Source organism: Arthrobacter zhaoguopingii (genome assembly GCF_009828605.1).
Taxonomy (GTDB): Bacteria; Actinomycetota; Actinomycetes; order Actinomycetales; family Micrococcaceae; genus Arthrobacter_D; species Arthrobacter_D zhaoguopingii.
The window spans coordinates 46,394-68,116 of the sequence record NZ_WIAE01000008.1; the positions used below are offsets into that span (position 1 = coordinate 46,394).

The 21,723-nt window shown below is 62.4% G+C and carries 20 protein-coding genes; 9 read left to right on the plus strand and 11 right to left on the minus strand.

The genetic code is table 11. The features are described from left to right. Positions 1–60: 60 nt before the first annotated feature. Positions 61–1,179 (plus strand): sensor histidine kinase, encoded by a 1,119-nt coding sequence (locus GVV77_RS12095; RefSeq protein ID WP_159618690.1) that lies wholly within the window; start codon positions 61–63, stop codon positions 1,177–1,179. Between the two features lie 302 nt (positions 1,180–1,481). Here GVV77_RS12095 and GVV77_RS12100 read toward each other — a convergent pair whose 3' ends face one another. Next, complete coding sequence (locus tag GVV77_RS12100) at positions 1,482–3,134, minus strand: metallophosphoesterase family protein (protein WP_246199785.1); 1,653 nt, start codon at positions 3,132–3,134, stop codon at positions 1,482–1,484. A 441-nt stretch (positions 3,135–3,575) separates the two neighbouring features. Between GVV77_RS12100 and GVV77_RS18350 the strand changes: the two genes are divergently transcribed. Beyond that, the gene (locus GVV77_RS18350; RefSeq protein ID WP_246199786.1) at positions 3,576–3,755 is read left to right on the plus strand and encodes a hypothetical protein; all 180 of its coding nucleotides are present in this window, start codon (positions 3,576–3,578) and stop codon (positions 3,753–3,755) included. Positions 3,756–3,827: 72 nt separating this feature from the next. On the opposite strand, the gene GVV77_RS18355 is transcribed toward GVV77_RS18350, so the two are convergent. Beyond that, complete coding sequence (locus GVV77_RS18355; RefSeq protein ID WP_246199787.1) at positions 3,828–4,016, minus strand: recombinase family protein; 189 nt, start codon at positions 4,014–4,016, stop codon at positions 3,828–3,830. A 165-nt stretch (positions 4,017–4,181) separates the two neighbouring features. Here GVV77_RS18355 and GVV77_RS12110 point away from each other — a divergent pair, with 165 nt between their 5' ends. After that, the gene (locus GVV77_RS12110) at positions 4,182–4,508 is read left to right on the plus strand and encodes a helix-turn-helix domain-containing protein (protein ID WP_201293223.1); all 327 of its coding nucleotides are present in this window, start codon (positions 4,182–4,184) and stop codon (positions 4,506–4,508) included. 450 nt (positions 4,509–4,958) lie between these two features. Here GVV77_RS12110 and GVV77_RS12115 read toward each other — a convergent pair whose 3' ends face one another. Beyond that, the gene (locus tag GVV77_RS12115; protein WP_159618692.1) at positions 4,959–5,483 is read right to left on the minus strand and encodes a small multi-drug export protein; all 525 of its coding nucleotides are present in this window, start codon (positions 5,481–5,483) and stop codon (positions 4,959–4,961) included. 607 nt (positions 5,484–6,090) lie between these two features. Here GVV77_RS12115 and GVV77_RS12120 point away from each other — a divergent pair. Further along, on the plus strand, positions 6,091–6,405 hold the full coding sequence (locus GVV77_RS12120; RefSeq protein WP_425483362.1) for a Rossmann-fold NAD(P)-binding domain-containing protein: 315 nt from the start codon (positions 6,091–6,093) through the stop codon (positions 6,403–6,405). 548 nt (positions 6,406–6,953) lie between these two features. Here GVV77_RS12120 and GVV77_RS12125 read toward each other — a convergent pair. From GVV77_RS12125 to GVV77_RS12140, 4 genes are all read right to left on the minus strand, one after another. Continuing rightward, the gene (locus GVV77_RS12125; RefSeq protein WP_159618694.1) at positions 6,954–7,739 is read right to left on the minus strand and encodes an MBL fold metallo-hydrolase; all 786 of its coding nucleotides are present in this window, start codon (positions 7,737–7,739) and stop codon (positions 6,954–6,956) included. Positions 7,740–8,019: 280 nt separating this feature from the next. Further along, positions 8,020–8,760 carry an SDR family oxidoreductase gene (locus GVV77_RS12130; protein WP_159618696.1) on the minus strand — a complete coding sequence of 247 codons (741 nt, stop codon included), beginning with the start codon at positions 8,758–8,760 and terminating at the stop codon, positions 8,020–8,022. Positions 8,761–9,527: 767 nt separating this feature from the next. Next, the gene (locus GVV77_RS12135; protein WP_159618697.1) at positions 9,528–9,935 is read right to left on the minus strand and encodes a RidA family protein; all 408 of its coding nucleotides are present in this window, start codon (positions 9,933–9,935) and stop codon (positions 9,528–9,530) included. Positions 9,936–10,060: 125 nt separating this feature from the next. Beyond that, positions 10,061–10,666: a TetR/AcrR family transcriptional regulator gene (locus GVV77_RS12140; protein ID WP_159618699.1), complete on the minus strand. Its 606-nt coding sequence runs from the start codon at positions 10,664–10,666 to the stop codon at positions 10,061–10,063. Between the two features lie 329 nt (positions 10,667–10,995). Between GVV77_RS12140 and GVV77_RS12145 the strand changes: the two genes are divergently transcribed. Continuing rightward, positions 10,996–11,718 (plus strand): GOLPH3/VPS74 family protein, encoded by a 723-nt coding sequence (locus tag GVV77_RS12145; RefSeq protein ID WP_246199788.1) that lies wholly within the window; start codon positions 10,996–10,998, stop codon positions 11,716–11,718. 8 nt (positions 11,719–11,726) lie between these two features. Here GVV77_RS12145 and GVV77_RS12150 read toward each other — a convergent pair whose 3' ends face one another. Then, on the minus strand, positions 11,727–13,625 hold the full coding sequence (locus tag GVV77_RS12150) for a S9 family peptidase (RefSeq protein WP_201293224.1): 1,899 nt from the start codon (positions 13,623–13,625) through the stop codon (positions 11,727–11,729). Positions 13,626–14,393: 768 nt separating this feature from the next. On the opposite strand from GVV77_RS12150, the gene GVV77_RS12155 reads away from it, so the two are divergent. Both GVV77_RS12155 and GVV77_RS12160 read left to right on the plus strand, forming a co-directional pair. After that, complete coding sequence (locus GVV77_RS12155) at positions 14,394–15,155, plus strand: MerR family transcriptional regulator (RefSeq protein WP_159618701.1); 762 nt, start codon at positions 14,394–14,396, stop codon at positions 15,153–15,155. A 100-nt stretch (positions 15,156–15,255) separates the two neighbouring features. Beyond that, on the plus strand, positions 15,256–15,456 hold the full coding sequence (locus GVV77_RS12160; RefSeq protein WP_159618703.1) for a hypothetical protein: 201 nt from the start codon (positions 15,256–15,258) through the stop codon (positions 15,454–15,456). Positions 15,457–16,250: 794 nt separating this feature from the next. On the opposite strand, the gene yczE is transcribed toward GVV77_RS12160, so the two are convergent. Beyond that, positions 16,251–16,904, minus strand: coding sequence for a membrane protein YczE (gene yczE, locus GVV77_RS12165; protein ID WP_159618705.1), 654 nt, complete (start codon positions 16,902–16,904; stop codon positions 16,251–16,253). 61 nt (positions 16,905–16,965) lie between these two features. Here yczE and yczR point away from each other — a divergent pair, with 61 nt between their 5' ends. Next, entirely contained in the window at positions 16,966–18,381 is a 1,416-nt protein-coding gene (yczR, locus tag GVV77_RS12170) for a MocR-like transcription factor YczR (protein ID WP_159618707.1), read from the plus strand. A 93-nt stretch (positions 18,382–18,474) separates the two neighbouring features. Beyond that, the gene (locus GVV77_RS12175) at positions 18,475–18,777 is read left to right on the plus strand and encodes a hypothetical protein (protein WP_159618709.1); all 303 of its coding nucleotides are present in this window, start codon (positions 18,475–18,477) and stop codon (positions 18,775–18,777) included. A gap of 1,143 nt (positions 18,778–19,920) precedes the next feature. Here the strand turns inward: GVV77_RS12175 and GVV77_RS12180 are convergent. Beyond that, complete coding sequence (locus GVV77_RS12180; protein WP_159618711.1) at positions 19,921–20,121, minus strand: hypothetical protein; 201 nt, start codon at positions 20,119–20,121, stop codon at positions 19,921–19,923. Positions 20,122–20,239: 118 nt separating this feature from the next. Continuing rightward, a complete protein-coding gene (locus tag GVV77_RS12185) occupies positions 20,240–21,715 on the minus strand; it encodes an NAD-dependent succinate-semialdehyde dehydrogenase (RefSeq protein WP_159618713.1) in 1,476 nt (491 codons plus the stop codon). Positions 21,716–21,723: the final 8 nt, after the last annotated feature.

Consider the following 21,723-nt stretch of genomic DNA (forward strand, 5'->3'; position numbering starts at 1 on the left):
CCGATTGCCATCTGTCAAGGCTGACAGGTGGCAATCGGTTTCTGCCTGCGGAGCTCCTGTATGCAGAGGGCGCCCCTGACCCAATCCACACCGACGGAGGGGGCACCGGCCCTGGTCCCCGGCGCGGACAACGGAACTGACAGCACCGCTTTGAAGGCTGCGCCGCTCACGCGGGGCTCCCCGTCCGACATCGTCGGCACCACGTTCATCGTCTCGGCCGTCGTGCTGGTCCTGGTGCTTGTGGCCGGCGCGCTGCTCGCGTGGGTACTCGCCGGACGGATGCTGCGACCGTTGCAGGCAATCAATCCCGCCGCGCAGGTGGCGGGAACCGCGTCGTTCGACCAGCCTGTTGGCATTGAGGGGCCGAGAAACAAGGTGCGCAATCTTTCGGACACATCCAACGACATGCTCAGCAGACTCGACCGATCTTTCCTGTCGCACCGCCGCTTCGCTGCCAACGCTTCCCACGAACTCCGCGCCCCGCTCCCCACGACACAGGTCCTGCTCGAGGTGGCGCTCGATGATCCCGGCCTACCCGCTGACGAGCTGCGCGCAGTCTCACGCCGCGTGCTCGAGACGAACCGGCGTAACATCGAAACCGTCGACGCCCTGCTCGACCTCGCCGACATCGATCGGCGGCCGCTTGTGGCTGAACCGGTTGACGTCGCACGGCCCATCGACCGGGCACTGGCAGACGCAGCTCCAGAACTCGCGGCTCGTGACCTGCATGTGCACGTATCTGTACCCCATCCACTGATCGTTCTCGGTGACGAGGTCCTGCTGCGCCAGGCCGTCTCCAACCTCGTACGCAACGCCGTCCGTCACAACGTCGACGGCGGAGAAGTCCGCGTCGCGCTGTCCGAGGATTCGGACGCAATGCGACTGCGCATACAGAACACCGGCCCCGAACTCGACGCCGACCAGGTCACCAAGTTCACCGCACCGTTCCGGCGCGGAGCCGGCCGCACGATATCCGCCACGGAATCTGTGCGCGGACACGGACTCGGGCTCGCCATCGTGTCGAGCGTGGTCGAGGCGCATCACCGAACACTCGCGCTCTCGCCACGCGAGGGCGGCGGCCTCGTGGTCGACCTCTCCCTCCCGCAGCATCTGACCACTCTTCCCGACTCGGCGACCGATATCGGAGGCGGACGGCGCCCTCACAGCATGCGCAACTAAACTGAAATTTGATGAACTCAGCACCTGAGAAGTTTTGCAAACCCATGGGATGAAGCACACCACGGCGAGCCAGCGCTGCCCCTCAATCGTTACTGCTCCTTCTGTAGCTTGCTACCCCGCCTTCAAGCAATGATGGCATTTCACGATGGAAGTGTTGGTTGCGAGACACATTAGAGGTTGGTGGAGGGGGAGAGCGGCAGGAGCAAGCTGATCGGCTTGACCTGACTCTGTATACATACGAGGAGGGGTGTCGGCGTCGCCGACACCCCTTCTCGTTCCATTCCTACTGGTCGTACGTGGCTTTACTTCTTGACGAGCGGGTTGGGGATGGTGACGGTGCGGACGACCTCGTTGATGGTGTTGTCGCCTCCCCCGGTGACGGGTCCGAAGTCTCGGGCGTCGATGACGAGGCGGTCATCGAACACGTCGACGGTCAGGCCCCGATTGATGTTGCGGGTGGTGATCTCACGCACTGTTGCCGTGTCTTCCCCGCGGGCGTCCCACTCAGTCTGGATTGCACCGGTGTTTACGGCCCAGAATCCGTCGGGGTGGCCTGTCTCGGTGCGGCGTTGCACAGCCCAGTCGCCGAGCTCGAACGGGTAATGCGTGTGACCGGTGAAAAGTACGGCGTTGGGGTAGTTGCTGAGAATCTGAATCAGGCGGTCATTGTGCTCATACGCCGTGTCGTAGCCCGGAATCCAGGACGCCGAGACAGTATCTCCCAGCGGGAAATGGGAGACGATCATGACCTGCTTGTTCTGCTTCGTCCAATAGGCCAGGCGCTCCTGCATCCAAAGGACCTGCTCTTCAGACATCGGTACCTCCGGCGGCCGCGCATCTTCCTGGCCTAGAACGAGGACCGGCACGGACCCTCCAGCTCCTTCGAGGACGTACTCGTCCCAAATGCGGTCGCGGTCAGCGAACTCGAGGAACCTGTCACGATGAGTCGTCCACGGCTCCCCTGTATAGCTTTCGTGGTTTCCGATCGCCGCGGCGATCGTCTCGGGCAGGATCGGGCGCGCATTGGTCATGACGTCGCGCACCTCGTCCCATTCGCGCACGCTGCCAGAGTTGACGATATCGCCAACCATCAACAGGCCGGCCGCATCGGGGCGCACGGCGGACAGATCACCCAAAGCATGTGCCAGGTCCTGCGGGTGGCCCTGGATGTCGCTGACAATCCAGGCGCTCGTCGCAGGGTCCTTGGTCGGAGCCAAGGGCTTCTGCACGGTGACGGAGTCGATCGCCCAGTACCAACTGTTGGCCTTCGCCTGGAAGTTCCACCGGAACACAGCCCGTTTGGCGCCTTCGGGTACCTCGACGGTGAGGCGTTCGTTGGTGTTAATGACTCTTCCGTCGTAGTTATTGGTGACGGATTGGCTGTCGTACTGCATGACCGGAAGGAACTCCCCGGAGCCGTCGAACTCGACGGTCACCGTCGCAGATTGTCCTTCCCATCCGCGGTAGTGGGAGTCGAAGCTCAGCTCAACGCTGGACTGCTTGTGCACGGAAATCTGATCCGACACGAGAGTGGTCTTGAAGTCGTGAGACGCACTGTTGACGTCGGCGAACTCGTCCGAGTCGGCGACCGCGATGACGTTCTGGGCTCGAGCGAAGCGGTCGCGCATCTGGTCCTCGGCATCCACCCAGAACTCACGAGTCGTGAACGACCACCCGCGCCACTCATCGACCCCCTGCCCAGCCATGGAGGGATCGACGTCGACGCCCCACCCCTTCGGGGCCGTATGGGTGAAGCCGACCTGGCCGTCAGCGATTCCCGGATCGTTGGAGCGGGGCTGCAGGGACGGAGCGAGGCTGTCAAAACCTTCCCGATACAGCACCTCATCGGTCGAACGGGTATTGGCGGGCTGGAGCTGAGGTTCTGCTGGCGCCGGTTGGGCGACAGCAGCGGAACCGACACCAAAAGCCAGCGGCACAGCCAAGGCAAGCGTCACAACTCCTGTTGGAACGCGCAAGGCGGGATTGAGCATGATGAAGAGCCTTTGATAGGAAACGAAGGAACACTCCAACCTCGCGCACCATCTTGAACTTCACGTTGCTGGAAGCGAGAACGGAAGTGAACGATCACCCAGCCGGGCGGAAGCCGCACAACGATACCCACACAACCCAGGAAGCAGTGGCCACAAACAGCCAAGATCATCTTCCACTCGGCCTCGCAGCGTCTGAATGGAACCAACGGTCTCCAGCGCCCCCTCCAAAGCTCTATAGCAATCCTTTGGCTGCCACTCCCCGTCTCTTTTGTCAGATCGCGCCGGTCCAGCAACTCCCAAGCCGGGGTAGCGGTAAACCGTCGCACGGCTGGCCCCGATGATCATTCCAAGGTTTGCAGGAGCGAGTCCTTAAGCTGTGAGGTTCCGGGCGCGCTTGGCCTGGGCGTGGTCGGTAGAGATTTCCCGCATGCCGGCCTTCCGTCCGTGCTTGGCGGCGAGGCCATGCCCGCCCTGATCGGCTCGGCGAGCTGGCCCCGCTCGAGCTGGGCGAACGCCGACATTTCGGTGAGCGTGGCTTTGCCCATCGGGCCGGTGGCGCTGATGCCTCCGGTGACGCCGCGGTAGTGCTCCCCTATTCTCTAGGTCATCGATCAGGGACAGCAGGTTGCGGGTGTTGCGTCCCAGCCAGTCCAGCCTTCACACCACGACCTCATCGCCGCTCCGGAGGTGGTCGAGAAGTTTGTCCAGCTCGGGCCGGCTGCCCATCGTTGCACTCACCCCATGGTCGGTGAAGATCCGGTCGCAACCGGCCGCCTTCAACGCTGCGTGCTGCAGGTCCGCGCTCCGGTTCAAGGTACTGACCATGGCGTAGCCGATACTTCCCATTTTCCTGCTCCCCGCGGTCATCATGGGCTGTGACTTTCAACGAGAGTAGCGGACTTTCCGTTGAGTGATTTGCGGGGTCAGTAGCCGCTATAGCGTCCCACTGATTCGGTCGAGCCGGGCGTGAGCCCTCTCTAAATTTCGCATCCGTCCTGCAATTTGATCGCGTTGGACCCCAGCACGGCTTTAACGGAACAGCTCACGATCGCCGGACTCGCCGCACACGCGCGGATGTCGCCCCGCACATTCCTGTGCCGTTTTGCCGAAGAGACCAGCACCACCCCGGTGCAGTGGATCCTCCGGGCGCGGGTCGACACCGCGCGCGAACTCCCGGAGAGTACGAGGCTGTCGGTCGACCGCATCGCGGACCAGGTTGAACTGGGAACCGGATCGATGTACCAACAGCATTGGACAGTCTGTGCCTGTAGCTGCGTCGTGGTGGCCGTCGGCGAAGCGGCAGGACGTCTGCTGGTTTTGCAACCCGTAACGAACTAGGTATCACCCGCTATCACGCTGCTGCCAAGGCGTCCGGCGTGCCAGCAGCGTGAATTGCCCGATGCTTTTGCTTCGGTCACAGTGTTCGCGGCGAAAATAGGCAATTCCGGCGGCGCTCATGCAGCCCTTGAGCGCGGACCTGTCGGGTGCATCGGTCGCGGCGCGCGCCGCCCTTTGATCGGCGGGAAAAACGACGACATCGGTCCTGGGTGAAGGGATCGACCAATCGTCTGCCGGCCCGCCAGCTACGTCGCCGCACTTGCTTCAACACCACGCCCTGTCATGCGGCGCTACTGCCCATGTCTTCGACCAAGAACGGACACTGCGTCTGCCTGCGCTGTCAGAGGCTCTGCCAGCGAACCGCCGATTGCGCCGTTTACTCCAATGACGAACACCTGCACGGTGCTACTTTCTACAGATTTATCGCTCGAGTGCGGCAAAGTCGGCCCACTACCAGCCGAGGAGCCCGACGAGGCCAGTTGAAAGTACTGCAACACCACCAGTCCACAGCAGAATTGCGATGGCCTGCCAAAACACAACCCTCTCCTTTTTAACCCCGGACGCCGCAAAGAATGCGCCAGTCAGCTGCGTGGGAAGAGCAAGTGGGGCAAGGATGCTCGCGCCAGGCAGGCCGAACCGCGAGAGCCAGCCCTGGAGGCGCCTTTGGCCCTTCGCACGCCTCGACGATGTGGCGACGGGGTCCGCGTCAGCAAACTGATCCTTTCCCCCACGACTGGCTACGACCTTCTCGCGGACGCGGGAACTGATCAGAACGGCGGCGAGCATGCTCAAAAAATTGCCGACCATCGCCGCTATCGCCGCGACGATCGGATTGATTCCAAGGAGGATGCCCATCGCGACAGCACCTTCACCCTCGAAATAGGGGACCGTGCCGGCGACGGCGACACCCAACGGCTGGACGATCTCGGGTAGCTGTTGCACCCACTCCTGGATGCCTTCGTAAGGATTATCCATTTTGTCTGTTCTCCTTTGTCATCTTTGCAACGGGTGCAGCGTGCTCCGCCGTTTCGCCCGTATCACCGCGGCCCCGATGTGCTTCTCTAGGCCCGGCGTTGTCTACTGAGACCATTGAAAAGGCTGTGCCCACAACAGGGTCAAATCCCGAGAATTTGTTGTAGCGCAGTGCGCGTATTCCCTCCCATCCTCGCTGTTACATCTCCGATTCGAAGGCGATCTCAATCACCTGATTTGGCCACAGACTTGCCTTTCACGTTAATGTCCGGTCTTGGTCTAGCTGAGTCATGTCGTGCCCTCGGAGCCGACCGCGCAGGAAGAGGGAGCCATCATGAACATTGAATGCCAGGTGTCCTTATCCCGGATCGAACCGGGTCGTTGGGCGCCGTTTCGGCACGGACTTTTGCGCCCGCGGAGCGAAGAAGATTTATGCCACCTCCATTCGCGCCGAAGTGTTTGACCTGGTGGGCGTTGAGCTTCTGGGGCCCGATCCGACGGACCCGGAGTCAATCGTCTCCGCTACGCGGACCGCATCTGATGTCACCGTGGTGACATCAGATGCTGGGATCGTCGCAGGCGCGCCAATTGTCACTGGGAGCTAAGCGAAATCCGACGGGATATTCACACCGATATTTGGGTCACTCTAAATGTAATCCGCGAATTCGCCCCGGTCCTTGCCGCCAATGGAATCGGAGCGATCAGCATTGTGCTCTTCGCATCCGTCTGGTTTCTAGCTGCAAGCAACGACGCCTACTGGGCGGCGAGAGCCGCTGCGTGGAACATAACCAACGCTGCGCGGCTCCAATTGACCGATCAGAACATCCTCGTGCAGGCCGTGATGCTGGGCGCGACAGATACGGACTTCACTGCCGGATATGACGGGCTGAAGATCCACCCCGACTGGTGGCAGAAGCCACTGTAGACGGCTTGGTCGCCGGCAGTATTGAGGTCATAGTCGATGACTGGAACGCCATGAGATGTAGATCGGAGGGACAAAGGTAGCATGGCGCCTATTCCATCCCGGACAGTTACGACCCGCCATCCACACGGGTTGAACCGGCCGCTCTCGCCAGGAGCGAATGATCGACGACTGTCCCCTATCACCACTCTGTCGGCTCAACGCGTCGGCGATCAAAGCTGGCGTGTGCCGGGAAACTCCTACGATGTGGACAGCCTTTGATAAATATTCCGTCCAGGCGGGTGAGGAGAACTTTCCGTACCAGTTCACCCCCGCGACTGGCACGATAGCGCCGCTACCGATAGAGGTTCAGGCGACGGAAATCTGACTCGGGACAGCCGTAGCGACCGCCCTAATGGCGGACCCTACGCTTCCCAGTAGTGTTTCCTTGCGTCAGCCTGGTCTGACCCTGCCCTGCCAGGCGTGCGCTTGCCGGCCAAGACTTCAACTTACCCGCCCGTCCAAGGATCACACCATCAAGCCCGCGCGGCGTTGTCTCATTGCGGCATCCTCTATAAATACAGGTCCTCCCCTGGCTCGAGAACGATGGCCTCTAGTCCGAGTTCAGCCGCTTGGCGCCTGAACCGATTGACCGCGTCTGGTGCTTGCGCATAGAGCGGCGGCTTGTCTAGCCCGTAATGAATGGGCACTGCGCGTTTAGCTCCGAGAAGATGTGCTGCAATGGCCGCCTGCTCAGGCGTTAGGACCGCCGGCAAAGGGCTTGGCGGCTCAATGTTGGGGACCTCTTCTAGCGTGGGGCCGTTGATTGGCAGAAAAGCCACATCAATCGGCCCGAGCCTACGAGCAATTGACCACCAGAAGCCATGGAACATGGTGTCACCGCCATGGAAGATCCGCAGGTCGCCGGTGTCAATGACCCATGAGACCTGCGGGTCGCCCAACCCGTCAATAGCCGGGACAGCGGTGACTTGGAATGGTCCCACCGTCCGGCTGTCCCACTCCGCCACTGTCTCAGCATGAAGACCGTGCTTTCTCAGCTCGGCTTCAACAGCCGCGGGGTGCGCCTCGTCTCCGAACGGTCCCTTTTCTGACTCCGGCCGATAAACCGGAGCATTGGGTCTTAGAGCCCGCTGCAATGCTGCAGCATCAGTATGGTCTGCATGCAGGTGCGAGACCAAAGCGCCGTCCGTCCGACCAAGCCGAGTCGGTGGTGTCAGCGGAAACTCGAAGGCAAGATCCGGAGATAAGGGCGCATCATTCTCGAGCAAGTCGACCACTATGACGCGGTCGTCGTATTCAACTTCTATTCCCGCCCACCCTAAACGTCGGATCCTCATCGAAGCGGCTCCCTGTCAGTCCACTGAAAATGGTTCATAAACCCTCCTAAAATGATTAGAAATAGATTCTTCTTATTGAGCCGAGTCTGCAGACCTAAGTTTTCCCAGGGCTCCAACTCCTCCGCCACGACTGGGGAAGCCCGCCCTGAGCGCGTTCACTTTTCCCCTTCGCCGGGCGATTCAAAAGAACCACTCACTGATGAAAACCGCAGGACTTCACCCACCATTTATCGGACAGTCCCGACAAACCCAGTGCTGCAGTACCGCTGCCGGTTACCTTCTAGGCGAGGCCACCACCAGCCAAGATGTTCTGGTTTGTGACCCACCGGCCACCGGGGCCGGCGAGGAAGGCGATCAGTTCGGCGACATCTTCCGGCTGGCCCAAGCGACCGAGGGCCGAGAGTGATACGGCCAGATCCAACATTTCGGGCTGGAATGCGTCGGTGTCCGTTGCCCCCGGCGAAACGGCGTTGACGGTGATTTGGCGGGGACCCAGCTCACGGGACAGCACGCGTACGAACTGCTCAACCGCTCCCTTAGAACCTAGGTACATACCCATCTCCGGCAACAGCATTCGGGTGTTGACGGTGGAGACGGCAATAATGCGCCCGTGGTCCTGTACTCGACGTGCTGCCTCCCGGAGAGTGAGGAAGTAGCCACGAAGCTCACCTACAAGGTGCTCGTCGAAGTTCTGCAGCGTTAGACCAGCGAATGGCGCCACATACTGTCGGCCGGCATTTGCCACAACGATGTCCACGCCTCCGAAGTGATCAATGGCTTCATCGAACAGATCGACAACGTGGGTCTCATCGCCAACGTCTCCGGCCCGGGCGAATGCTCGGCCGCCGTCGTCCTCTATAAGACGCACCACCTCCTGCGCCGCGTCGAGACGAATGCGGCATCCAAGCACGACGTTGGCTCCGCGAGCAGCCAGAGCGAGTGCAGTTGCGCGCCCGATGCCCCGTGAACCTCCCGTAACGATCGCCGTCTTGCCAGTGAGATCCATCAATCGTTCCTTCATCTATGACTCCTATGAACAGCGATGTACCAAGCAGTGTTCTGTGCGGTGTTGACGCCGGTACTCGACGGCGCCGCTCGGCCGGCAAAGTAGACCTTTCACCGCTCGGCCCGACCCAGGCCACACCCCGAGCCATGATTTATGGCGTCATCCTAAGTCAAGACAGTGTTCTGGGAACCGCGTCAAATCGCCCGCGAGACCTTCATGCTTAGCGTGTCCACCGGAGCGTACCCCTGGACGACGATCGTGCCCGCGTCGGCCAGCGCGTCCAGTCACCGCGGAACGGCGTAGCCGAATCCTCCGTGGGACCGCACCGTTCCGGCGGTCACCGCAGGCCGACACCTCGTAGGGGAACCCCGACTCCGGATGGAACACCTCCGCCGGGATCCCCACGTCCAGCGGAAGCGCCCCGTCGAGAACGAGGACCATCACCTGATAAGGTCGCTCCATTCTTTGACAGCGATCCGGTCGGCGCGTAGCGACCGCGTCATCATCCTCCAAAGAGAGCCCATGACCTGCTGTCTGTTTGCATCTTCCTGGAGGCGGCGCCGCGGCTCAGGCCAGTCGCTGACGACTCAGTCGAACCCTACTGTGCTCTTCGTCGGCAGGTAGCCAGTCGCCTACGTACAGCATCTCGCTTAGCGGTCGACCGCTGCTCGATCCATGAGCGGCGGGGCCTGCACGCCGGTACTTGCTCTCCGGCGTCCCCGAAGCGCTGTTCGTCACGCCTTAAGAATGCGGGAAGCTGACACGGTTCGACAGTTTCGTGATTAGGCCAGAACTGCTGTGGCTTCGATTTCGACGAGCAAGTCGGGCGTCCATAACGCCTGGACGCCGATCACAGTGATGGGTGGCAGCGGAGTGCTATATCCGTCGGATTCCTGGGCGCGGGAGGCTCCCTCCAGCAGCTGAGCCCCCATCTCCGGCTTCCAGCCAACCACGTAGATGGTGAGCCTAGCGATATCGCTCACATCACCACCAGCTCCCTTAACCCCCACCACCACGTTTTGCATCGCAGAATGCACCTGCCCTGCAAGGTCCGTCGCGGTCACGGCTCCCTCGGGTGTTACTGCGCATTGTCCGGCGAGCAGCAGAAGACGTGAACCGGTCGCCGAAGCAACCGGAGCGTAGGAATCCTGTATCAGGAGGCCGTCAGGGTGGCTCAGATTTACTGTCATTGCATGTTCCTTGCGTCGGTGGTTGTCTCAGTTCCTGAGTTCACGGGAGGTCCCGCCTAAGCCCAGTTTAGCAGTGCTAGAGAGGATTCGTCTAGCACCGCTAGACCGCACCGTCGCGTCGTACTTCAATGCCTCGAGAGCGAATTCAAGACGAACTGCACGTGCTGGAGCCGTAGTTGCTCCTTGTCACTCTCGGGCCAGCCGGCCATTGGTGAGTCGATCAGCAGCACCGCCAAGCCGTGGCAAGCCGCCCACACGTGCAAAGCAGCGTTGCCGACAGGGGAACCTGTCCCAGCCTCGGCTGTGTAATCGGCAACGGCTCGTTGGAGGACTTCGAATGCCGCTAGTCCGGCTTTGCCACGCGCAGATTCGGCTGGGTGCGTGAGCTCCTCCGTCGAGGAATTCATCACGATGGCTTGAAAAAGCCCCTCGTGATCGCGAGCGAAGTGCATGTAGGCGAGGCAGACCGCTGCTAGATCCGATATCGGTGAAGGCAGGGGCTGCGTGATCGCGTCGTTGAGGGTGTCAGCGAGTTTGGCGGTAGCGCGCCGGCTTACAGCTAAGAGCAGATCTGCTCGGCCCTTGTAGTGCCAGTACGCAGTGGCCGCAGATACTCCTGCTCTGCGCTGTACCTCACGAAGTGACAGAGCAGCCGGTCCCGATGTCGCCGTAATGTCATAAGCGATGGTGAGGAGGCGATCAGCAAGTGCGGAGTATGAGGATTCAGGCATACTCCATTGTGCGGTGGATTCGGGCACTAGCTCGTAGTTTCGTCCAGTGGCCTTAGACGGTGATCAACTCCCTCGGGGTTGTCCTCATCTCTCGAGGGATAGACAGATCCGCCTATTCTGAAGAGGTTCCCACGCAACCTTCCCTGAGCACCCCCTCCGAGGCTGCTGTGCGGGTCGTCAAGTGTCGGAGACTTGACCATGTGGTGGGAACAGGGCGTTTGATTGAATGAAGTGTTACGCGCTGGGACATTCCGGCGCCTGTCCTCGCGGACGATCACATTGCGGGCATGGCGGAATGACCTGCGTAGGTTTCAAGTGGAAGCGAGACGATGATGACCAGCGAGTTTGAGTACCACAACGGGTTGGATGGAAGCCCTGGTGCGCCTTCTGAACCGACCCTTGTTGAGGATGTGCTTCTTCTGCTCTTTCAGCCATCGTCAGGCACTATCGCCGGCGAGACCACGCTTTTTTACGTGCTGGGAGGTGCTGTTATCGCCGATCTTGCCTTGGCGGGAAGGGTGGAGGCAAGGGAATCTGGCCGCTTTTCCATTACTTTGCATGCGCTTGGCGAGGATCCACCGAACGATGAGCATCTTCGGTCCGCCTGGGAGTACATGGCCGAGAAACCCCGGAACGCGCAGTCTGTACTCGCATCGATAGGTCCGGTGCTTCGCGCCCCGATATTAGATCGACTTGTTGCCCGCGGTGATCTGATCAGCCGCGCCACCAAGACCTTTGGCATCTTCAATTCGACGAGTCTTTCCGTTGGGAGTGAGCGCCGCGCAACGCTCCTCGATTCCGTCCGGGCGACCCTGCTCGGGGGCGAAGATCCCAACCCACGGACCGCTGCGGCCATCTCCCTTCTATCGGCCAGCGGTACGCTGTCACATTTCCACCCAGAAATCCCTTGGAGCGGTGACGTTTACACCCGAGGCAAACAGATTCAGATGGGAAACTGGGGCGCCAATGCCGCTGGATCTGCAGTCACGCGAACAATGACCGCCATCACCGTCAATCCCTTGATCGCCGCGACGGTTTTGCGTCCTGACTGATGAAATGATCAGGTTTTCCCGTTACTGAGGTTCTCGGCGAAGTGGCTTTCGATAGCGCGGTGGAGGCGGATCTGGTTTTCAGGGTTATCGAACCCGTGGCCTTCGTCACTGGCAAGAAGGTACTCCACGGGGATGCCACGCTCACGAAGCGGCACGACGATGTTATCGGATTCAGCCTGCACGACCCTGGCGTCGTTGGCGCCTTGAGCGACCAGCAAGGGGATGGTGATCTGGTCGATCATCGATATCGGCGAACGCTTTGTCATCTCCGCAGCTGAAGCGGGATCGTCAGGGTCACCAACGTATCGGAACCAGCTGTTCATGTTGTAAGGGCGGGTGAAGGGAGGAAGCGTGCGCAGGAAGTTCGCGAGGTCGGATATCCCTACGTAGTCGACCGCGGCGGCGAAGTAGTCGGGAGTGATGGCAGCACCGATGAGTGCCGCGTAGCCACCATAGGACCCTCCCATGATGCCGATACGCCGCGGGTCAGCAATACCTTCGGAAACCGCCCAGTCACACGCATCAATGAGGTCGGTATGCATTGCGCCGGCAAATTCCCCGATCGCAGCCACAGTGTGCCGCCGGCCGTACCCGGTCGACCCACGAAAATTCACCTGGAGCACGGCGTAGCCGCGGCTCGCTAGAAACTGCACCTGGGGGTTATACCCCCAGGTATCGTGCTGCCAGGGTCCGCCATGCACGAGGAGTACGAGCGGAGGCGCTTGGGCATCCTCGCCGACCGGAAGAGCCAGGAACCCGCGCAGTGGCAGACCATCACGAGCCTTCAGGCGAATGGGCGTCACCGGGGACAGGCTGGACGGATCGAGCTGGGGGTAGGGGCGGAAGAGGAGCCTGCTTTCGCCGGTGGCGTGGTCGTACAACCACGTGACCGCAGGGTCCCGATCATGAATGAAGGTAGCGACCCATCGCTGCTCCGACAGGTCCGAGGAGAGTGTGCCCAGTACCCCATCGGAAAGCTTTGAGAGCTCAGCGTAAACTTCGGCGAAACATTCGTCTAAAACTTCGATGCGGGGCCGGTCGTCCACGAATCGGGCGGCAATGACCTCTCCGGTTCGCCGGCTGGTAAAGACCGTCGGAGGTAACACAGTCGGCGCCATCGTGCCGAGGATGTCAAGACTGTGGCCCTCTACGGCCGCAATCACAGCTTCCTCGCCGGTATGACGGTCGATCCGAAGGAGACGCAGGTCATCAGAATCCTGATAGGCACCTATCAAGAGACCCTGGCCGTCGGGGGTCACCATCTGCGGCTGCACACCCACGGGGTACTCCGCACCCCCCAGACGCCGCAGTAACCGACGGCTGCCACGATCACCGTCGATCGCGAAGATCTCAAGCGTTCCGTCCTCGGCCATCCGGGTCGAAAAGGCGGGCGTCCCGTTCGTGTCTAGCAGCACGATCTCGTTCGGGTCTGTCTGTTCGTGGTGCAGCGCTGTCTCGCCAGTGGCGACATCGACGCGAAACAAGTCGATGGCCGTCGGTCGTAAGTTCATGGAAACGAGCACGTGGCCGGGCCACGAAGTCAGCGAATCCACTCCAAAGACGCGCGAACCTGCCGGCAGCGGTGTCAGGTCGGTCGCTGGCTGCTCCGGTGCGGTTAGATCCACCCGAAACAGGTGCCAGTCCTCATTGCCGTCGGTGTCCTGCAGGTACAGCAACCACCGTGAATCGTCGGCCCAGAAAAAGCTCGTAATGCCACGCCGTGAATCGCCGGTCACACACATAGCATCCGAATGGTCTTCATCGACACCGCGCACCCAAACGTTCCGCCGCCCCAGTGCTGGCGCTAAGTACGCGATCCGTAAGCCATCTGGCGAGATCACCGGATGGGCAAAAGCTGGGTCGGCGAAGAAGTGCTCGACGCCTATCTGTCCGGCCGCGAATGCCACGGTGCTGCTCCCTGGGTTGTCTGGCGTTCGAGCTCCAGTGGAAACGATGTTCCTGGAACCTGCTTAAGCTTGGTGGGGACTTCAGGAGAGGATGCTGTTTTGCACCTGACCGTCGGGGTATCTTGGCATCGGTCCTGCTTTCGCGCGGACGTACGGCTAGGGTGACTTCACGTGCAATCGAACTTCGCGTGGTGCCTCGCCGTTGTCCCTTGCGGCGATGAAGCTTGCTGAGGCAACTGAAGCAACACCCTATGTTCACCTTGCCGGGACCACCAAGTCTAACGCTATGCGTTCGTAACCGATCCGGAAACGAAGGCACCCGTCTCAACGAGCAACCCAGGACCCTGCACCCCGTCGACGACGCCGATGAAATTTCCGGGCTCTTGTTGGGTTCAGCAGCGCTCCCTGGCACTTGCCGGCCGCCACCCCTTCGGCGCCAGTCCGGTCCATTGCAAGAACGGCTGCCACATGGCCTGCCGGGCCTAAACCGATGCTGACGAGATTTCGCGCGCTGATCCGCCAGAGGTCCTGACTGAGGTCCTCCTACACCCCGGGTGCGCCGGTGGGTTCGTCAGCTTACCCGCGGGCGGACACCAATCGTTCAGCCGGTCGACCAATCAGCTCGGACCAGCCGCCGTCGGGGTAACTTGCTCTCATTTGTGTGTGTGGTGGGAACACGGTGTTGAATCGGTGGCGAACCGGTTAGTGCACCCTGGGTGGCACACGCCGGTATCCACTCTCCGAAGGTAATCGAGAAAGGAGCGACAGATGGGTTGGAGCACGCGGGAAATCGCGGACCTGGCCGGGACGACCGTGAATACCGTGCGTCACTATCACCGGACCGGTCTTCTTGAGCAGCCTGACCGTATGTCCAATGGCTACAAGCAGTACCAGGTCGGACACCTCGTCCGCCTCCTGAAGATCAGACGCCTGCGCGACCTCGGCGTCCCGCTCGACCAGATCGACCAGGTCGGCGTCGACGGCGACTCATCGACCGAGGCACTGCGCGCCATCGACAGCGACCTCCACGCGAGCATCGAACGATTGCAGCGGGCCAGGGCCGAGATCCAGGCAATCCTTCACGGATCGTCCGTGACGGACGTTCCCCCGGGATTCGAGAGCGTGGGAGCTGGCATGTCGGAGGCGGACCGGTCCCTCGTGCTGATCTACTCCCAGCTCTATAGCGAAGATGCAATGAGTGATCTGCGGGACATGCTCGAAGCGGGCCCAGACCAGGTGAGCGCGGACCTCGACGCGCTGGCACCCGACGCGGATGAAAGTGTGCGCCAGGAACTCGCCGAACGATACGCGCCCTCACTGGCACACATATTCAAGGACTATCCCTGGCTGAACGATCCTGAAGGACAGGTGACAAAAAGTGCAGCAGTGACGCAGGACACTGTCACCGAGTCCATCGTGGAACTTTACAATCCTGCACAACTCGACGTTATCGTCCGGGCCAGCAGCATCGCCCACGATCTTCTGCGCAGCTCCAATCTCCAGGTGGAAGACCAGGAGCCCCCACCCTGATCGGACGGCAGCGCCAAGCCACTCCGACCCGCGTCAAATACCACTGGGAGGATGGCTGCGAGAACCGGACCGGCAGCGGGCCGGGATCCTCGGCGCCGCCTTGGAAACCCTCTCCTGCCTCAGTGACTGCGCCGTCAACCGGCGGATTGCCGCCGGCGCTGGCGAGGACCGCCCTGAGTTCCACCCCGAAAAGCGCGTCCGCGGCACCGGCACCCTCGACAGCCTCTCCAGTGAAGGCACCGGCACCGCCGGACCTTTGGTTACCGCCCTGACTGTCGCAGGGGTCCAAGACGGGGAATAGTACGCCGGCACGCACCCGGGAGGACACCTGGCCCGGCCGCTGCTGGGGGTTCTGGATGAGGTGGCGAACCTCTGCCCGGCGACGTCACACCCTTGGCTGGCTCCGGAAAAGACATGACTGAGTCCGCCACGGCCTTCGAAACCCCCGATCCCAAATGCCCCGCCCCTGCAGCGTCAAGCTCCAATGGTGGATACTTCCATCCCGCCAGGGACCAGGCTCCCGCGCTGGGCTCCCCAGACACGGTCGCCTGCTGTACTGTCCTCTTGACCCCCCACCTATGTGCGCGAGGTTAACAACGGCTGCGAGTTCCTCTGGGGCCCCGAATGGTACAAACACCTGAGTCCCTCGCCCGCATGGAAACCATCTGGGGGGCGTGGGAACAGCTGCGTCTGGGATCGGCCCTGAGCCTGAGCACCCGCCGGCTGCCCACCCCGACCCGCACATGGCCGCGCTCATGTCGCCCGATGGGCGGTTAAAGGAATGCGAGGACGAGGGGCATAAGGCACGCACCGCACCGGAGGAATTGGCCCGGCCGCACCAAGACCCGGTGCGCGCACTCTATTCATGAAGCTGCACGGCGCCGCACCGAGCAGACTTCTTGGTCGAATGCCAACCTGGCACAGTTCGCGGGGCCGCACGTCCCTCCGACGGAGCCGGTTAATGTATCTCCGACTCTCGCTCACCCCGCCACACCCGGATCCTCACAATCCAATGTGCGGTTTCTCCGGGCAGGGACGTCCTAGGGTTCAGTTGACCGCCCACCATCGGCCGGGCTCGGGTGCCGGTTTCCCCGGCTAGGTAGGGGGAACCGCGGAACCGAGAGCCCTAGGGGTGCACGAGGGCTGGAATCTGGGTTCCCGATGCTCAGGAATGCGCAATACCGGCAGCACGAGGCTAATCAACGGCCCGATGAGCAAGGCGAAAGCGACCGTGCCAATGCCTACCGAGCCGCCAAGCAGCCACCCGAGCAGCAGGACTGTGCCCTCAATGGCCGTCCGAACGAGCCAGATGGGCAGGCCGAAGCGCCGATGCAGCCCCGTCATCAGGCCGTCGCGCGGCCCCGGGCCGAGCCGCGCTCCAATGTAGAGTCCGCTGGCAACCGCGAGCAGGACGAGTCCTCCCGAGAACAGCAGAATCCGGGCCCAAAGCGCCTCGGGTTCTCCGAGGACCGCCAGCCCGATTTCCGCGCTGGGTCCCACGAGCAGGACGTTGAGGACCGTACCGACTCCCGGCTTCTGGCGCAGCGGTATCCACAACAGCAGCACGACCGCACCGATGATGTTCGTCATATAGCCGAAGGGAATTCCGGTCTGAATGGACGAGCCCTGGCTGAGGACATCCCACGGCGAGACCCCGAGGGTCGCCCGGATCATCATGGCGAGCGAGAACCCGTACAGGAACAGGCCGGCCAGAAGCTGCGCGCCGCGCCAGGCGCCGAGGAGGGTCATAAGACAAGTACAAGTGGCAATTGGACTTACAACAAGATGCCAATCATGGCATAGTGGCCCCATGATGGTCCTCACCGCACGTCGGCTCCGCGCCGATCTCGGCACCTGGCGCGGCGCAGGACCCGCCTACGCAGCCCTCGCCGACCGCATCCGCCTCCTCACGCTCGACGGACGGATTCCCCTCGGCACGAGAATGCCCGCCGAACGCGAACTCGCCGCCGAACTGGACCTTAGCCGGACCACCGTGGCCGCGGCCTACGCGCGTCTGCGCGCGGCCGGCTACCTTCAGAGCACACGAGGCTCGGGCAGCGTGGTCGCGATGCCTGGGCGCCACGCAGCCTCCGGGGACCAGGACTCAGCCTCGATCATCGCGCTGGACTTCAGCAGGGCGGCCCTTCCTGCCGCGCCGCAGGTCGGGGAAGCCGCCTCACGGGCCGCCCGCGAGCTTCCCGCGTACCTCAACGGCAACGGCTATGAACCGCTCGGACTCCCCCGCCTCCGGCGCGCCCTCGCCGAGCGTTACACCGCCAGGGGTGTGCCGACCGAACCCGCGCAGGTTATGGTCACCCTCGGGGCCCAGCATGCCATCTCCCTCGTAGCCCGGACCATGCTACGCCGCAGCGACACGGCACTGGTGGAGACTCCGAGCTACCCGCACGCTTACGAGGCACTGAAAGCGGCAGGCCGCCGGCTCGTCCCGGTTGCGGTGGACCCACGGCGCGGGTGGGACGACGACGGACTAGAGCAGGCATTCCAGCGGACCCGTCCCGCCCTCGCCTACCTCATGCCCGACTTCCACAACCCCACCGGCGCCGTCATGCCCGGCCATCAACGGGAGCGCCTCATGGCATCGGCCGGACGCGCCGGCTCGGTGGTAGTGGCCGACGAAACCATGGCAGAGCTGCGGATCGACGGTGCAGCAGAGCTTCCGCTGGCCGCATACGGTCCGGCCGTGCTCATCGGCTCACTGGGCAAGACGGTGTGGGGAGGGCTCCGGATCGGGTGGATCCGCGCGGACACCGAGACGATCCGCCGGCTCGAGCAGGCCCGCTACGCGAACGATCTCGGCACACCCATTCTGGAACAGGTCATCGCCCTCGAAATGCTGGGCAACTACGACGAGCTTCTGAGTTTCCGGGCGGTACAGCTGGCCGAAGGACGCGACCGGCTTGAAACCATGCTTCGGGACCACCTGCCGTCCTGGGACGTTCCGCATGTCGCGGGGGGCCTGTGCACCTGGGTCAACATCGGACAGCCGGTCAGCTCACATCTCGCCCTGGCGGCCCGCGGCCGCGGCCTCCTGCTGGGCGCCGGCCCCCGTTTCGGGATCGGCGGCGTCTTCGAGCGCTTCCTCCGCCTGCCCTTCAGCCACTCGGTCGAAGAGACCCGCGAGGCGGTGGACATCCTCGCGCAGTCGTGGCGCTCGGTAGAACCGGGCCGCGTTCCGAGCTCCGAATTCGAGCCGGCCCTTGTCTGACCCGCCGAAGTGGACGGAGACCGCGCCGACAACCGGGTCCACCGGCAGGCAAGCTCCGTGGGGCCGGCACGACGCGCAGGGGATTACCGGTGAATGGTGGCCCATGACTTCCTCATTCTCACCACCGTCGACGAACACCATAATGCGTTTCTGGGCGTCACCGGCGAGCCTGATGGAACAGCATGCGAGACCATGAAACGGCGCTTCTACCGTCATGCACGCAACCCATGCCCGTCGGCTAAGTTCTCCGTGGCGGCCTACCGGTTCGGTCACAGTCAGGCCCGCGACCGGTACAGCATCAACCGCAGCTTCGAGCGGCGGCTCGTCGACGCCGCCGGGGACAACTCCCGGGGCTCAGCGCCTGCACCCGGGCTGACATCACCGACGAGTCGATGAGGTCCGCCAGCAGCGCACATCAGGAACAGACGATGGACGCCTCGTCCGTCGCAGAAGCAGTCGCTTTTGCTATCTCCCAGCCTGGTCAGGTCAACGTGAGCGAGCTGACAATTCGCCCGACGGGCGGATTCTGAAATTGACCCCCGCCTGCATCCTGAGTGGGCCGCGCCCCGACGCGGGTCGCTTTTCGTCCTGGATGATGCGCGTCAGGAGTCTCCCGTGGGCGAGTCACTACTTGCCTTCAGGTTGGTCGACAAGGCCCCACAGGCGAACACAGCTCTGGGAATGAGCTCCAACATGCCGGATTTTTGGTTTTGCAGTTGGTGGGAATGTTGCATGGCCTGTTTGGTCAGTACCGCGGCTTCGTGCCCACGGTACTGACCTCGGAGGAGCTGCGCAAGTACCAGCAGGAGTTTTTCCCGGTCCGGGGAATGGTCCAGAAGCCGGAAGCGTCCCGGGAGGGCGTCGCTCCCACGGTTGAACAGTGCCAGACACCGGACACGCACGATAGGAGCGATCATGGAGGGGGCGTCCTCGAGTGCCTTTGGTTCGAGTGCCTCATCGCGGAACGTGGCAGGGTCAGAATGCCAGGCTCTGGAAATGTTTTCAATGCTCCACCTCTCCCAAGCCTTGTCACAGGAATCACCTGTGGCCGGACCGCATGTCCGGCGCCGAACCGGAACCAGGACCACTGCGCTGGGTCGCTCCGCCAACGGGATGGGGCAGGTGTGGTCAAACCCAATCGCTGGTGTCGTGGGACACCCGGGGACTACGGGCTTTGTCTGCGGACGAGGCCGGTAATCGTTGCTTCGATGTCTTCCAGGGACTGCCAGACCCACGCGAGTGCGCTGTCGTCCTCGCAGCTTCGACCCGGTTCAACTCGACATCCCTCCATCAGGGCCGCCAACCGTCTGAGCTCATAGACTATGGGCCCTGTGGGTGGACCCTCACGACCAGCGCTGTCGTAAGCGGCCACGATGGGTGGCGAGGTAAACGGCTGGGGGGCCACAGAAGTGTCTCCCGGGGGTTTCTGAGTTGATGAACATGAGCAGCTGCCACCCTCCCCTCGAACAGCCGGCGACTTCTCCTTCATGGTTCCTTGAAGATGCTCGTTCGTGAACTGGCCAGGTAGCCCTGCCTGCTTCACAGCAGGTCCAGTTCCTGGATAAGCCCGTACGCGACATCGGGACTGAGGGCGGCGGTGAATGTTCTGAAACTATGTCTTGTAATAAGAATGCCGCATTCCGTAGCTTGCTCACTAAGCAGACGGGTGGCCTGCTCCAGCTGTCGATCTCTTGACGCATGGTCCTGAGCTTCGATGGTGATGGAACTTGTGGTCGACATTGCTGCTCTCCATAATCCAGTTGCATAAGGGATAGACAGGTCTTAGCTTGGCGAATGTAGGAGTGGTGAGGCGCCTTTCCGGCTGATACGCGGTGGCGGGCTTCTTTTCCTGAAGTTGTCAGTCCGTGTGGGGGTCGGCGATGGCGGTGTACTGGGTGTAGAGGTACTCCTCGATGCCCTCGAGGCCGCCTTCGCGTCCGAGGCCGGACTGTTTGACCCCACCAAACGGTGCTGCGGCGTTGGAAATGATCCCGGCGTTCAGGCCGATCATGCCGGTCTCAAGCTGCTCGCCCATCCGCAGGCCCCGGTTAAAATCTGTGGTGAAGACAATGGCAAGCAGCCCGTACTCGGTGCTGTTCGCCAGACGCACGGCCTCCGCCTCTTTGGTGAAGGTGATGATCGGGGCAACGGGCCCGAAAATCTCCTCCGACAGGATCCGGGTTCCTTCTCTGACGCCCGTGAGGATGGTGGGCCGGTAGAAGTACCCGGGACCTTCCACCGGGGCCCCGCCGGTGACCACGCTCGCACCGGAGGCGACGGCGTCGGTGACTAGTTCATGAACCTTGTCCCGGCTGCGGGCATCGATCAGCGGGCCCACGGTGGACTCGGGGTGGGTTCCCCGGGCAGTGATCATGGTGTTCATTTTGGCGGCGAACTTCCCGGCGAATTCCCCGGCGATGGATTTGTGCACGATGAACCGGTTGGCTGCGGTGCAGGCCTCCCCCATGTTGCGCAGCTTTGCCACCAACGCCCCGTCGACGGCGGCGTCGAGGTCCGCGTCCTCAAACACGATGAACGGCGCGTTCCCGCCAAGCTCCATGGACGTGCGCAGCACGTTGCCTGCGGCCGCCGCGAGCAGGTTCCGGCCCACCGGGGTGGACCCGGTGAAGGAAAGCTTGCGCAACCTCGGGTCCTTGATCAGCGGCCCGGTGGTCGGACCCGCCGTGGACGTGGGGATGACGTTGAGGACCCCGGCGGGCAGACCGGCTTCCTGCATGACCGCCGCGAACAGCTGGGAGGTCAGCGGGGTCAGGTTCGCGGATTTAAGGACCATGGTGCACCCGGCAGCAACCGCCGGGGCGATCTTTCGGGTCGCCATGGCCAATGGGAAGTTCCACGGCGTGATCAGCAGACACGGGCCCACCGGCTTTTTCGTCACCAGCAGGCGCGATTTGCCGTCCGGGGAGAGCGAGTAGCGCCCTGAGGTTCTTACCGCTTCTTCGGAAAACCAGCGCAGGAACTCGGCGCCGTAGGCGACCTCGCCGCGGGCCTCGGCGAGCGGCTTGCCCATTTCCAAGGTGATCAGCAACGCAAAATCCTCGATCCTGGCGGTTACCAGCTCAAAGGCCCGCCGCAGGATCTCTCCGCGTTCCCGAGGAGCAACCCTAGACCAGGAGTTTTGAGCGGCCACGGCCGCGTCGAGGGCGGCCATGGCATCCTCCGGACCGGCATCGGCAACACTGAGCAGCGTCCGACCTGTCGCCGGATCCTCAACGCCGAAGACCTTCCCGGATGCCGCAGGCCCCCACCGGCCATTAATCAACAGCCCCGTCGGAACCTGCGCCAACAGCTCTGCTTCGTGTGTGATGCCCATTGCCAGCC